Annotated in this window: 13 protein-coding genes; 6 read left to right on the forward strand and 7 right to left on the reverse strand. The window is 66.7% G+C overall.

Going from position 1 to position 13,675, the window contains the following annotated elements:
- Positions 1–40: 40 nt before the first annotated feature.
- Positions 41–931 (reverse strand): hypothetical protein, encoded by an 891-nt coding sequence (locus O3438_RS17385; protein ID WP_269680952.1) that lies wholly within the window; start codon positions 929–931, stop codon positions 41–43.
- 207 nt (positions 932–1,138) lie between these two features.
- Here O3438_RS17385 and O3438_RS17390 point away from each other — a divergent pair, with 207 nt between their 5' ends.
- Positions 1,139–2,026, forward strand: a complete 888-nt coding sequence (locus tag O3438_RS17390) for a fibronectin type III domain-containing protein (RefSeq protein ID WP_269680953.1) — start codon at positions 1,139–1,141, stop codon at positions 2,024–2,026.
- A 42-nt stretch (positions 2,027–2,068) separates the two neighbouring features.
- Here O3438_RS17390 and O3438_RS17395 read toward each other — a convergent pair whose 3' ends face one another.
- The gene (locus tag O3438_RS17395) at positions 2,069–2,299 is read right to left on the reverse strand and encodes a hypothetical protein (RefSeq protein WP_269680954.1); all 231 of its coding nucleotides are present in this window, start codon (positions 2,297–2,299) and stop codon (positions 2,069–2,071) included.
- A gap of 96 nt (positions 2,300–2,395) precedes the next feature.
- On the opposite strand from O3438_RS17395, the gene O3438_RS17400 reads away from it, so the two are divergent.
- Complete coding sequence (locus O3438_RS17400) at positions 2,396–3,052, forward strand: TetR/AcrR family transcriptional regulator (RefSeq protein WP_269680955.1); 657 nt, start codon at positions 2,396–2,398, stop codon at positions 3,050–3,052.
- A 62-nt stretch (positions 3,053–3,114) separates the two neighbouring features.
- Here the strand turns inward: O3438_RS17400 and O3438_RS17405 are convergent, their stop codons facing one another.
- The gene (locus O3438_RS17405; protein ID WP_269680956.1) at positions 3,115–4,188 is read right to left on the reverse strand and encodes an FAD-binding oxidoreductase; all 1,074 of its coding nucleotides are present in this window, start codon (positions 4,186–4,188) and stop codon (positions 3,115–3,117) included.
- A 223-nt stretch (positions 4,189–4,411) separates the two neighbouring features.
- On the opposite strand from O3438_RS17405, the gene O3438_RS17410 reads away from it, so the two are divergent.
- Complete coding sequence (locus tag O3438_RS17410; RefSeq protein ID WP_269680957.1) at positions 4,412–4,930, forward strand: flavoprotein; 519 nt, start codon at positions 4,412–4,414, stop codon at positions 4,928–4,930.
- On the opposite strand, the gene O3438_RS17415 is transcribed toward O3438_RS17410, so the two are convergent.
- Positions 4,896–5,783 (reverse strand): hypothetical protein, encoded by an 888-nt coding sequence (locus O3438_RS17415; protein WP_269680958.1) that lies wholly within the window; start codon positions 5,781–5,783, stop codon positions 4,896–4,898. The genes O3438_RS17410 and O3438_RS17415 overlap by 35 nt on opposite strands.
- Before the next feature lie 66 nt (positions 5,784–5,849).
- On the reverse strand, positions 5,850–6,296 hold the full coding sequence (locus tag O3438_RS17420; protein ID WP_269680959.1) for a glycine-rich domain-containing protein: 447 nt from the start codon (positions 6,294–6,296) through the stop codon (positions 5,850–5,852).
- A 473-nt stretch (positions 6,297–6,769) separates the two neighbouring features.
- Here O3438_RS17420 and O3438_RS17425 point away from each other — a divergent pair, with 473 nt between their 5' ends.
- Together O3438_RS17425 and O3438_RS17430 are read left to right on the forward strand one after the other, a co-directional pair.
- Positions 6,770–7,918, forward strand: coding sequence for an XRE family transcriptional regulator (locus O3438_RS17425; RefSeq protein WP_269680960.1), 1,149 nt, complete (start codon positions 6,770–6,772; stop codon positions 7,916–7,918).
- Positions 7,915–8,829 (forward strand): phosphotransferase, encoded by a 915-nt coding sequence (locus O3438_RS17430; RefSeq protein WP_269680961.1) that lies wholly within the window; start codon positions 7,915–7,917, stop codon positions 8,827–8,829. Before O3438_RS17425 ends, O3438_RS17430 begins: the two co-directional genes overlap by 4 nt.
- A gap of 55 nt (positions 8,830–8,884) precedes the next feature.
- Here the strand turns inward: O3438_RS17430 and O3438_RS17435 are convergent, their stop codons facing one another.
- Both O3438_RS17435 and O3438_RS34330 read right to left on the reverse strand, forming a co-directional pair.
- Complete coding sequence (locus O3438_RS17435) at positions 8,885–9,724, reverse strand: SLATT domain-containing protein (RefSeq protein ID WP_269680962.1); 840 nt, start codon at positions 9,722–9,724, stop codon at positions 8,885–8,887.
- A gap of 15 nt (positions 9,725–9,739) precedes the next feature.
- On the reverse strand, positions 9,740–10,270 hold the full coding sequence (locus O3438_RS34330; protein ID WP_442929614.1) for a cell division protein SepF: 531 nt from the start codon (positions 10,268–10,270) through the stop codon (positions 9,740–9,742).
- A 317-nt stretch (positions 10,271–10,587) separates the two neighbouring features.
- On the opposite strand from O3438_RS34330, the gene O3438_RS17445 reads away from it, so the two are divergent.
- The gene (locus tag O3438_RS17445) at positions 10,588–13,671 is read left to right on the forward strand and encodes a DUF3427 domain-containing protein (RefSeq protein ID WP_332367461.1); all 3,084 of its coding nucleotides are present in this window, start codon (positions 10,588–10,590) and stop codon (positions 13,669–13,671) included.
- Positions 13,672–13,675: the final 4 nt, after the last annotated feature.

Consider the following 13,675-nt stretch of genomic DNA (forward strand, 5'->3'; position numbering starts at 1 on the left):
CCCCACGCGGTCGCGGGGCGGCCACACGCATCGCGCGTTGCTACGCCGTGGCGCAGATGGCGTACGCCGTGTCGGACCAGTTGCCCGCGAAGGTGTCCTCCTCGTACGCGCCGGAGGCGACGGATGTCGGCGCGGTGGCGGGGCCGCCGTTGGGGCGGAAGTCGTCCACGATGCCCTCGCCGGTCACTCCGTTCAGCTCGTAGCCGGCACCGGTCAGTACCTTCCCGGCCGGGCAGGTGGCCGTGACGCTGCGGAAGTCGAGGGAGTTGCTCGCCCCCACCGTGGACGCCCGCACCAGGCCGAGGAGCGGGTTGGCGCAGATGGCGTACGCGGTCACCGACCAGTTGAGGGTCGTCGCGTCCGACTCGTACGCGCCCACGGTGACGGTGGTCGGCACGGCGGCCACGCCACCGTTGGGGCGGAAGTCGTCGACGACCCCTTCACCGGTGACGCCGTTCAGTTCGTAGCCGGTGCCGGTCAGCACCTTGCCGGCCGGGCAGGTCGCCGTGGTGGAGTGGTAGTCGGCCGAGCTGCTCGCGCCGACCGTGGAGACCCGCACCAGGCCGGGCACCGGGTTGGCGCAGATCGCGTACGCCGTGACTGACCAGTTCCCGGCGAACGCCTCCGTCTCGTACGCGCCGACGGTGACGGCTGTCGGTGCGGTGGCCGGGCCGCCGTTGGGGCGCAGGTCGTCGACGACGCCTTCGCCGGTGACGCCGTTCAATTCGTAGCCGGTGCCGGTGAGCACCTTGCCGGCCGGGCAGGTCGCCGTGGCGCTGTGGAAGTCGGCCGAGTCGCTGACGCTGGTCGCGGCGATCCGCACCAGGCCGGGGACCGCGGCGGACGCCGGGCTCGCCGGGGCGACCACCGCCGCGACCACGATGAGACCCAGCACGAGTACGACAGCGCGGGCTTGTTTCTGGGTACGCATATGTTTCTCCCGTCCGAGGCCCGATCAGCGGGTGTCGTACCGCCGACATCAAGGCCGTTCGTGATGACGGGTTGACGTTAGGTAGCTGCCTGACCAGGCATTATCCCCAAACTGACTACGTCGCGTAGCGGACCAGGACCGCGAACCTGAGCCCACATATTGACTGTTAACTATCAGTTCTGCGAGTACGGCCCTAGCATTCGCCTCATGTCCCCTCGCCGCGCCATCGCCGTCGTAGCCGTCGCCGCGCTGGCGAGCCTGCTCGCCGTCAACGTCGCCCATGCCGACGACGGCCCGGCGATCAGCACCCCCGGCAGCCCGACGGTGGTGGTCAACGAACCTCACCAGCTCACACTCACCTGGACGCCGTCCACCTGGGTCGACGGGCAGGGCACCGGGCAGCCCATCAACTACGAGGTGCAGGTGCCGCTGGGCCCCAACACGTACCGCTGGCTCGGCACCACAGAGGACACCACGATCACGTTGACGGACCTGGCGCCCGGCACGACGTACCGGATCGCGGTTGCCGCCCGCGCGCTCGGCGGCTACTCCGACTCCTCGGCCGCCACCACTGTGCGCACGGCCAGCGGTCGCGCGACGGTCAGCTACCTCAATCTTGACTGGTCCGCGACGAACAACCAGATCCAGTACCTCCTGCGGGTCACCAACACGGGCACCGGGCCGCTCGACCTGAGCACTGTGCAGGTGCGCTACCACCTGCGCTTCGAGGGCGGCAACACCTCGCTGGTGCCGAACTGCGACTGGGCGGCGCTGGGCTGCGCCCGGATCCGCCAGGCCGTGCAGTTCTTCGTCCCACCGGGCGGGCCACCGTCCGCGCTGTCGACGCCGGCACCGCCGAATCCCCCGCCGGGCACGCCCGTCCCCGGTTGGGTGGAGCTGACCTTCACCGGTGGGACGCTCGCGCCGGGCCAGTCGACAGGGCCGATCCAGCTACGGCACCACCGGCACAGTTGGAGCACCATCGACGAACGCGACGACCCGAGCTGGCTGGCCGCCACCGGTCAGTGGACCGAGAACGGGCGGATCACGCTGGACGTCGACGGGGTACGCGAGTTCGGCGACACGAACACCTGACCTCACCCCTGACCGGCGAGTGCGAGCCGGCTCGACGGGTGCTCAAGAAACCGTGTCGGAGTAGACCTCGACGTCGTAGAGCAGCTGCACGTCATGGCGGCCGTTCGTGATGCCGACGAAGATCGGGTCACCGGCCGGGGTGTGGCCCCGACGCCACACCTGGTCGCGAGCGGCTTCCCGCGACTCGTGATGGATCTTGCCCTCCTGATGCAGTTGGAGGACGCGACGGGACGTGCTCCGGTCGCTGTCCAGGTGGACTCGCAGCAGAGGCATGGGCTGCCCTCCTCACCAACCGTAAGGCCAACTTTCCCTCGTTCCACTAGTTTACCGACGTTAAGTTACCTGTCCACTGGCTTAGAGTTGGCTCCCATGAGCTCACCGCCCATCTGGCTACGTGCGGAGCCCTCGCGACCACGACGCAAGCAACCGCTCACCCTCGAACGCATCGTGGACACCGCGGTGACAGTGCTGGACGAGCACAGCGTCGAAGGTCTGACGATGCGCAGCCTCGCCCAACAACTCGACGTGACAGCGACGGCGTTGTACTGGCACGTGCGGACGAAGGACGACGTCCTGGACCTGGCCGTCGACCGGATCTTCGGCGACGTACCGATTCCGGACGTGAGCGACAACTGGCTGGAGGACATCCGCGTCCTCGTCCGAGGCTGGCGCGCCGCAATGCTGTGCCACCCCTGGGCACCGAGGCTGATCGGACGCCCGATGCTCGGACCCAACGTCCTGGCCCGTACCGAGTTCCTGCAATCGGCGCTGGTGCGCGGCGGCTGCTCCGGACTCCAGCTGGCGGTGGCCACGCGAACGCTGGCCAACTACGTCATCGGCGCCGCGCTCACCGAAGCCACATGGCACCAGACCGCGGACCCCGACGCGAGAGCAGCAGCCCGCGCCCACGTCGCCGCCTACCCGACTCTCCACGCCTCGGGCCACCTCGACGGTGCCCAATGGGACGACGACCTGCTGTTCGAGGAGGGCCTCAACGGCATTCTCCGCACCGCGACGTTGGAATGACGGCGCCGCTCGGTTGGCGTGGTGCGGACAGCAGGTGCCGTTTCGGCCGCGGGGGACAGCCGTCACCGAGCGAAGCTCCCGGCCACGTGGATGCGGGCGGCGGGGATGCCGAGCGCGCGCAGCCGTGGCCGCGCGGCGGCCAGCATCGCGGACGGGCCGCACAGGTAGACCTCCTGGCCCGGCTCGTAATGGCGCAGGGCGATGGTCAGGGCGTCGCCCTGTTCGGCCGGCTCCGCGCAGCTGTCGGCGGAGAAGGCCGGCACGATGGTCAGCCAGTCGTGCGCGCATTGCAGCTTGTCGAGGGCGATCGCGTCGTACAGGTCGGTGAAGGTGCGCGCGCCGACGACCAGCGTCACCCGTCGACCGTCCGGTGCGGCGGCGACCTGCTCGACCAGGGCGCGCAGTGGGGCCAGGCCAGTGCCACCGGCGACGAGCAACAGATCGCCGGCACGCGCCGGGTCGAGGCGCAGGCCAGCATCGCCGGATGGGCCGAGCCAGAGCAGCTCGCCGGGGCGTACCCGATGGACCAGGTCGTGGGAGACGGTGCCGCCGGGCACGGCGCGGATGTGCAGCTCGACGGTGCCGTCGGCGCGTAGGGCGTTGGCCGGTGAGAGCCAGCGCCAGTGCCCAGGCCGCCGGGGTGTGCAGACCGGCACGGCCTGACCTGGCTGGAAGGGCAGTCGCCGCCAGGGACGTACCGTCAGGATGGCGATGTCGGGAGACGGCCGGTCGTGGCCGATCACCTGGACGTGCCACCAGGCCCGGCCGTCGCCGGCCTGCCCGGCGGCGTGGCGCACAGCGTCTGTGGCGTGGCGCAGGGAGCGCTCGGCGGTGGTGGCCAGCTGCGGCGTCCACAGTGGGTGGGCGTGGCGGGCGACTGTCGCGAGCAGCGCGTCGCCGATGGTGGTGGCGTGCGGGAGCAGGCCGAAGTGACGGTACGCGCGGCCGAGCACCCTGAGCAGTGCCGCCCGGTTCGCCGGATCGTCGCCGCCGACCACGAGGCGGCCCAGCGCGGCGAAGAAGAGCAGCGCGTCGCGGTGTGGGAGCAGGCCGGAGCAGCGGTCTTCGAGTACGCACCAGAAGTCGCCGGCGGCCCGGTCGTCGACCGAAGCCCAGGCGGCGGTCAGGGTGGGCATGGCGGCTCCAGGATGTCGACGAGTCGAATAGCGCCGGGGCGGGCGGGGACGAGGCTGCGCCGATGGGGGCCGGCCCAGCCCTGGGGACGCGAGCACCCGCCCCGGGCCATGCGTCGACCCTGGCGGTTGACCAGGCGATACGGCATGTCACGGTGATCGTTGGCGGCATGCAGGATCGGTATGCGCCCGATGAAGGTTCGGCCGAGTCGGGCAGACTGCGGGCATGACGGAACGTCCGGTGCTGTATCTGGTCGTCTGCGCCGCGGGTCCAGCGGAACACATCCACGAGCTGGTCGATCTGCTGATCGCCGACGGGTGGCAGGTGTGCATGATCGTCAGCCCGACCGCCGCGCCGTGGATCGACCGGGCGGCGTTGCAAGACAAGACCGGCTATCTGGTACGCGTGGAGTGGCGGATGCCCGGCGACCCGGAACCGCATCCGCCAGCTGATGTGGTGGTGGCCGCGCCGGTCACGTTCAACACGGTGACGAAGTGGGCGCTGGGCATCAACGACACGCTGGCGCTCGGCGTCCTCAACGAGTCACTCGGCGCGGGCTTGACGATCATCGCGTTCCCGCACACCAAGGAGGAGCTGGCGGCACACCCGGCGTACGCCGCTCACCTGGAGGTGCTGCGCGCTGCCGGGGTGGTCGTCGCTGACGGAAAGCCGCTGAACTCGATGAACGGGCCGGAGCGATGGGACGTGGTCATCGAGGCACTGCGCTCGACTCGATCGTCTTGACGGCTTTGTCTCTCGACGTTGCCAGGCCGACGACACGCTTCGGGCGTCCTCGGTGGGCGGCCCATCGCTGGGCTGCATCGAGAAGCGGGCCGTGATGGAGCGCAGGCGCGGTGAGCTGCTTACGCCGCCACAGCTGCACGAGCGCGTCCGCGAACCCGGTCACGGCATGCTCGGGCGCGGAGGCGTAAGCGGGGATCTGTACCGCCCAAGCCTCGGCGGCGGACGGCGTGTGGCCAGCGCGAACAAGTCGGAGCAGCAGGAACGCGGTATCGATCCAGGCGGCCCCATGAGCAGGGCTGGACCAGTCGACCAGTCGGATCCTCGCCGCGGATCCTGTCCCCTCCTCAGGGACCAGGAAGTTCCGGGGCGTCATGTCGGTGTGCAGGAGAGTGTCACCGTCGACCAACGAAGGGGCGATGAGGGAATGCCACCGACCGGCGAAAGGTCGCACAGCCGGCGGCGGGCACGGCGTGAGTTGCCCGCTCAGCTCGGAGAGCAATGCCGCCAGCAACGGCAGATCGGGTGATCCGGGAGCCAGATCGGGGTGCCGGCCCGCGACATGCTCGAAGCCCAGGAGCAGCCATCCGTCGCGCTCAACGGTCCAAAGCAGGCGAGGAGCCACCTCTGGCAGCCACGGGTTGACGCGAGCCTCGTTGCGATAGAGCCATGCGGAAGGGCTGTCCGCGTTTCCGCCCTTGCAGAAGACTCGACCGGCGGCCGTGTCGAGGGTGACTGCCACGTCGCAGGAGGCCCCGGTGGGGATCGTCGCGACCGAATTGACCTTGCCGGTGTGCCGCTCGATCTCTGTCCGTACCGACTCGGGCAGCTCGTGCCAGTGGCGACGGCGTGACATGCGGCGGCCCCTAGGAACGACGAGCGGTCCCAGGCAGTCTATGTCCGGGACCGCTGGTCAGCCGCTCTATCCGGTCGGGCTGTCGGTGCACCCGGCATGGCACTGGGTGCACTCGGCCGCGCCCTCACCCGCCCAGAGCGAAGCGTCGACAACGAAACCGGCCGCTCGGATCGCATCGACCGTCCGCGAGATCGGAGCGCCGATTGGCTGCGGGATGTCGTCGTCGGGTGTGGGCTCAGGCTCGTGGTGGATGAAGCGGCCAGCGACGCTGTTGCAGAACTCGGCGTAGTCGTGGGTGTGCAGGATGAACGTGTGCCAGCCGATGTCGACCAGGGTGCTTGGACCGATCGGCGCGGCCGTGACGGCACAAGCGGCGAGGAAGGCGAGCGCCTGGTCCAGGATCCGGGGCGGCAGGTCGGCATCCAGCTCGGGGTGATCGTGGGCGATGCGGGCGGACAGCTGGGCGAAGAGTTCGTCGGAGACGAGTGCTCTCCCCGTGCTCGGTGGAGACATGGCCAGCAGCATGGTGCTCCTCTCGATGGCGTTTCACCGACCGTGCGGCTCAGCAGCCCGGCGGCGGATGACAGCGCGGGCATCAGCGATATGCGCGCTGCGTATACCGCGCCCCCACCCAGCGGGTTCAATGGATAGGCTCGATGAAGCTGGATGGACGGAGCTGCCCGGTGACCCACTCGAACTGCCCCCGCTGCGGCGGACGGATGGCCCGGGACAACGCCAGCGGACGATGCACGCCATGCCAGGCCGCCGAACGGGACCGGTTAAGCGCGCCGCCGGTGGTGCCGGCGAGTTTCTGGGACCACGAACCTGTGCGACAGGCCCTCGCTGAGCGGCATCTCGGACGGGTGATCCGGGCCTACCGCTGCCATCCGTACCACGGGCGGCTCGCCTTGCCGCAGACCGTCGTGGCGGGGTGGCTGGGGATAACACAGGCGCAGCTGAGTCGTGTGGAGAATGGGCCAGCGCTCGTGCACCTGGACCGACTGGCGCACTGGGCCAAGCTGCTCGCCATACCCGCTGCGTGTCTCTGGTTCGCCCTTCCCGGACAGCCTCACCGACCGGTCGGGGCAGCCGCCTCCTCAACTGGTCGCCAGGACGCTGGGCCGGACCAGAGCCGGCGGGCGTTGTTGGCCGGGATCGCTGCTGTTGCTGCTGGGGCGGGCCTACTTGGTGGTGACGAACTCGTCCAGCCTCGGCGGATCGGCACGTCGGACGTCGCCCGGCTGAACGCAGTGCTGGAGCTGTACCGGTCGGTGGACCGAGAATCTGGCGGCGGTCTCCTATATGGAGAGGTGGCCCGGTTCGCTGAGTCGGTATACAGGATGCTTGATTGGGGACATCCGTCAGGGCTCACACCGCCGCTCATCGCAGCGGTGGCAACAGCTCGACAACTGGCGGGCTGGACAGCGCTCGATGCAGGAAGACACGACGACGCACAGCGGCACTTCGTCGCTGGGGAGCGCGCCGCGCTGGCTGCTGACAACGCACCGCTCGTCGCGTTGATTAGGTACGCGCAGGCCAAGCAGCTCCAACATCTCAGACACAACAGGGATGCCCTCGCGACACTGCAACTTACGCACGCGCAACTCGGTTCACACTCGACTCCGGCAGCCAAAGCCCTGCTCTGGGGCGCGGAGGCAGCCTCACTCGCGGCGCTCGGCGACCACCAGACTGCGGTGAAGACCCTCGGCGAAGCGAGCGACCAGTTCGAGCGCATCGACAAGGAGCGCGAACCGGACGGTATGGGCTTCTACGACCGCGGTGAGTTGTTGGCGCAGTACGGGCGGGTGTACCGGGACATGGCGCGGCGAGACCGTAAGCACGCGTCCGAGGCAGTGCGTTGGGGCAGAGATGCCATTGCGGCGTTCGGGGCGGCGAACGTGCGCAGCACCGTACTCAACGGGGTCGGGCTGTGCAGCGCCCTGTTCTTGGCCGATGAACCCGAGCAGGCGCTCGCCGTCGGAGGCCGTGTGCTTGAGCAGGTACAGGCAATGAGTTCCAGGCGGGTTATTGATCGGGTTGTCAATCTGCGTCGCGACTTCGTTCGGCACCGGGAGTTGCCGGAGGTCGCCGAGTTCGAGCGGACCGTGACGGCATGGGCTGTGATGGCCGCATGAGCGGGCGGTTCTCGGAGGAGACGATGACGGCAGCGATGCGGGACATCGCCACAACCCTGGGCGTCTCTGCCGAGGACGCCCAGTTGCTCCAAATGACCAATAACGCGGTCTTCGCTCTGCCGGAAGCTGGAATCGTCATCCGGATCGCCCGAACGCATCAGCTACTGGATCGGGTGACCAAGGTCGTCCGGCTTGGGAACTGGTTCGCCGATGTCAACGCACCCACGACCCGGCTGGCACCTTATATTGAGCAGCCAATTCAAGTCAGAGGTTTGGCCGCTTCGCTATGGCGATACATTCCACGGCACTTACCTGCCTTGAAAGCCGAGGACCTTGGCATGGTGCTGCGCGAATTTCATACCCTCGGCACACCTCCATTTCCGCTGCCCCTTTGGGACCCTATTGGCGACGCAAGGCGTCGACTTGCCGACGCCGACGGGCTCAATAAATCAGACTATGAATTCCTTGTCGACTGGTGCAACCACCTGGAGCCGGAAATCGCCTCACTCAGCGAGCGCGAGGTGCAGACACTCATCCACGGAGACGCCCACGTCGGCAATCTTCTACGAGAGCCTTCTGGCCGGGCAATCATGTGCGACTTCGACGCTACATGCGTTGGACCATGGCAGGTTGATTTGGCAGCAGTTGCAGTTGGCGAGCGCCGGTTCGGAACTACCGGCACACAGCGCGCGTTGGCACTATCATACGACTTTGACGTCACGCACGATCCCAACTGGGGAACACTTCGCGAGGCTCGCGAACTCAAAATGATCGTCGCAGCCGTTCCAATCCTTGCAACCTCTGAGGACGTGGCCAACGAGTTCAATAGACGTATTCTTTCTATTCGCGAAAAAGACCTCAAGGCCCCATGGAAACCTTTTTCGGCGCTCAGACTTCCGCACCGCAACTGACTCCTTACCTTTTGCCGAACGCAGGTCGAGAACCCACTCACAAAGGGACAACCATCTAGTCCCCCTGGTGGCGCGATTCGGGCGGTTGTTCCAGATTCTGCTGGCGCTTCTTCTGCTCCGACTTGAGGCGATGAACCTCTTCGACAAACTCCGCAAGCTGCTCAGCTTCGGAGGAAATCCTCTTATACCTTCCGACCCCAACCTCGACGGCCTCCCACTCCGCTTCGATCGCATCGGCCGTCTGCTGCAAGTAGAAGCTTCTCTCTTTGTACTTGTAATAGCCCATGAAGCCGCTTGCTGTACCAACGAGGAAAGTAAGACCGAGAATGGTCCAGCGATCCCAAGTCATCTTGTCGGAAATGCCGGCAATTCCAGTTGCAGCCAAGGAGCCGATAATCAGGAAACCCTGAAACATATTATTGACCAGCCGGTAGCGCCTACTTTCACCTCGCAGTTGATCAATGTCCGAGTAGGCATCCTCTTTATAGGCAACTCGCCGAACCTTTAGGTCCCCCTCTAAATTGGCAACCAGAAGCTTGCGTTCGTCACGCAGACGTGCAAGCTTGAGTTCGAGATCACTTTCCGAGTGGCGCTGATCTTGACTGATCGCCTCGTCCCGCAAATGGCCGCCAGGATAGCGCTTGAGCCAAAACGCAGCCGCCCCAAACAGCAAGGCAATTATGGCTGCGGGTATGAGAATGACCCTCTTCGCAAAAATGCTTAACCAGGGCAACCAGTACAACGCGTATAGGACAGCGAGCAGCGCCGGACCGAAAGCCATCGATAAGTTCGACCACCGTCGGCGATTCTGCGCATACCGCAGCTCATGCTCAGTTTGACGGATTTCATGGTTCAACACCAGCAACTGCTCTTGCTGATGACCATTTTCGGGCAATTTAAAAACCCCTAATTAAGATTCGGGCGTAATGACGATCACACTACGGGCCAACTGATAGATCCAACCATTCGCCATAACGGTCAGTCCGCGACAGTAATCCACCAGCCGGGCTGCCTCGTGCATTTCCATGCGGGACAGGTCGACGGAAGCAACCCTGCCCGCTTGAAGAATGCCAGCTATTTCCGGTGCAGCGACGGCAAATTCACCGGGTGTAACACGAACTGCAGATTCCAATCGCACTCCGGGCGCCGATTTCCGATCAACTCTGTATGAGTTTGCACGAACTGCCGCGTCCAAGGATCGCTCTAGATCGAGACCATGATCCCGGCGACACACGGGGGTTACATCTGCGCGCCTCACCCGGACTGCCGAACGACGAATTTCCACGAGGTGCGTTGCAAAGGCAAAAGCAACTATCGCCGCAACAACGAGGATCCCTAGCGACAACTCTTCCACAAGCTTCAACTTCGACCATCCGCCGACCGGAAATTCTCTTAGCCGTCTTCCAGAGTGAACCGTCGCCCAGCCTCTCCAGGCGAGCATGCGGTTTCACTCAGCACCCCGGCACCCCGCGAGGCTAACGGTTAGAGGCAAGTATTACTGTCCTGGGTGACCGATCCGTACATAAAGGTCATTACCGGCGCATCACCCTCGCACCAGGAGCTGGCGCAATGTTGCAGCCTGTTGCCAAGAGCTGCGGCATCTAGTAACCGCGATCGCCGTTCGACCTGAGACTTACTGTGAGGGGCGATTGCGGAGTCTGCCCGGTCGGCAAATACGACTGTCCAATAGGCGACACCTACAGCCCTTCCACCAGATCAGGAACGCTTATAACTCGATGCTGCAGCTATCTTGCTCGAATGACGGATCTTGAGCGAGGGCTCTACGAGCATCTGATCACTCGTGAGCTGGCCGATCGTCTTCAGCAAGTCGATCCCGCTCTGGTCCAGCACCACAGGCTCGACCCCGCCGACGCGCACACGACCCTCGCCCGGCACATCGCCGCCTTGGCTGCACGTGCCCTTCAGTCCGTCCCGGGCGGCGACGACAAACTTCGCCACCAGGTCGAGATGGCTAACCGGATCGCCGATGCCATCGCCGAGCTGAGCCCGAAGGCCGCAACGGATCAAGACCAGGTGACCGACGCGAAGCACCTGCTCCACGCCATCGCCGCACCGCCAATCCCGCCCGCGCTGCCAGCGTTCCCAGACCGTCCGAGCACCCCGCTCTCCACCGGCGCGCTACTGGTGAACGGCCGCCACCAGCCCCGCATCGGCCACGAGGTCAACCACGAGATGGCCTCAGCCGAGAGCGTCGACCTGCTCTGCGCGTTCATCAAGTGGTACGGCCTCCGCATCGTCGAGCCGGCCATCCGCGAGCTGATCGTCCGGGGTGGCAAGGTCCGGGTCATCACCACGACCTACCTCGGCGCGACCGATCAGCGAGCGCTCGACCGGCTCAAGGAGCTCGGCGCGGAGGTCAAGGTGTCGTACGAGACGCGGACCACCCGCCTGCACGCCAAGGCGTGGCTCTTCCGCCGCAACAACGGCACCACTACCGCGTACGTCGGCTCGTCCAACCTGTCGAAGACCGCGCTGGTCGACGGCGTGGAGTGGAACGTGCGCATCTCGAACATCGAGCAGCCGCACGTCATCGACACGTTCACGGCGACGTTCGAGGATTACTGGAACGATCCGGCGTTCGAGACGTACGACGCGGCCAGGGACGCCGAGCGGCTACGGCAGGCACTCACCGGGGAGCGCCGCGACCAGGCACCGACCGAGATCTCGAACCTGGACGTGCGCCCGTACCCGTATCAGGCCGAGATCCTGGCCGACCTGGACGCCGAACGGCTGGTGCACGGACGTTGGCGCAATCTCGTGGTGATGGCGACCGGCACCGGCAAGACCGTCGTCGCCGCGCTGGACTACCGCCGGCTGCACAAGGCGGGGCGAACAGACTCGCTCCTCTTCATTGCTCACCAGGAGCAGATCCTGCGGCAGAGCCTGTCGACGTTTCGGCAGGTCATGGGCGACGGCAGCTTCGGCGAGATGCTTGTCGCGGGCGAGAAGCCGAACGGCTGGAAGCACGTCTTCGCCTCCATTCAGTCACTGCACCGCCGGGAGGTCGACCCCGAGGCGTACGACATGGTGATCGTTGACGAGTTCCACCACGCCGAGGCACCGACGTACACGCGGCTGTTGGAGCGGCTGCGTCCCCGCGTACTCCTGGGACTGACGGCGACCCCCGACCGGGCGGACGGCGGCGACGTGCGCCGGTGGTTCGACGGCCGCGCGGCGGTTGAGCTGCACCTGTGGGACGCGTTGGAGCGGCAGTTGTTGTCGCCGTTCCAGTACTTCGGGCTGCACGACGACGTGGACCTGTCGCACCTCGCCTGGAAGCGCGGCCAGGGCTACGACCCGGCGGAGCTGGACGTCGTCTACACCGGTAACCACGCCCGGGCGCGGTCGGTGTTGCGCGCGGTCAGCGACAAGGTCGACGTCGCCCGGATGCGGGCGCTCGGGTTCTGCGTGAGCATCGGGCACGCCGAGTTCATGGCCAGGTGGTTCAACGACCACGGCGTACCGTCTGCGGCGGTGACCTCGCGAGCCGGCACCGACCGGGCCGGGCTGTTGCGGGACTTCAAGGCCGGCAAGCTGCGGGTCCTCTTCACAGTGGACCTGTTCAACGAAGGCGTCGACCTGCCGATGGTCGACACGATCCTGATGCTGCGGCCCACCGAGAGCGCCACGATCTTCCTGCAACAGCTCGGCCGTGGTCTGCGCCTGGACGACGACAAGCCCTGTCTCACTGTGCTCGACTTCATCGGCGGGCAGAACGCCAACTTCCGCTTTGACCTGCGATGGCGTGCGCTGACCGGGGTGAGCCGGCGGGCGATCACCGAGGCGGTCCGGGACGACTTCCCGAGCCTGCCCAGCGGCTGCCACGTCGAGCTGGACCGGGTGGCGAAGGAGGTCGTGCTCACCAACCTCAAGACCGCGCTGCCGACCTCGAAGGTCGGCCTGGTGTCCGAGCTGCGGCAGCTCGGCGACGTCAGCCTGGCCACGTTCCTCCGCGAGACCGGCCTGGAGATCGAGGACGTGTACCGATCGGCCAGCATCGGCGGCTGGACCGGCCTGCGCCGGCTCGCCGGCATCGAGACGTCCGTGCCCGGCCCGGACGACCGGGAGTTGGGCCGGGCCATCGGTCGCATGCTGCACACCGACGACGTGGACCGGCTGGAGCTGCTGACCCGGGTCGCGGCCGGACCGCCCGCGCCAGGTCAGCAGGTGTACGCGGGCAGCGTTCGACTGCTCGATATGTTGCACTTCAGCCTCTGGGGGCCGAACGCGGCGCTGGCCTCGCGCGACGAGCGACTGAACCGGCTGTGGACGGACCCGGCGCGGTGTGCCGAGTTGCGGCAGGTCGCCGAGGTGCTGCGCGACCGCATCCACCGGGTCACACCCACCCTCACGCGCGGGGCGGTGCCGTTGCGGGTGCACGCCCGGTACAGCCGCAACGAGGCGTGCGCCGCCTTCGGGATGACCAACCCGGGGTCGCTGCGCGAGGGGGTGAAGTGGCTGCCCGACGCCCAGGCCGACCTGTTCTTCGTCACCCTGGTCAAGTCGGAGGCGCACTACTCCCCCACCACGATGTACGCCGACCGGGCCATCACCGACACCCTGTTCCAGTGGGAGTCGCAGAGCACCACCTCGGCGGCGTCCGGGACCGGGCAGCGCTACACGTCGGGCGGCTCGACAGTGCACCTCTTCGTCCGGGAGACCCGTATTCCCGACCGTGACCTGGGCGCGCCGCCGTACCTCTACGCGGGCACCATGACCTACGAGTCGCACACCGGCGACCGGCCCATGCGCATCCTCTGGAAGCTGCACCACGCGCTGCCCGCCGACATGTACGCCGCGGCTCGGGCCATCGCCGCCTGATATC

This window comes from Micromonospora sp. WMMC250, from assembly GCF_027460215.1.
GTDB lineage: Bacteria > Actinomycetota > Actinomycetes > Mycobacteriales > Micromonosporaceae > Micromonospora > Micromonospora taraxaci.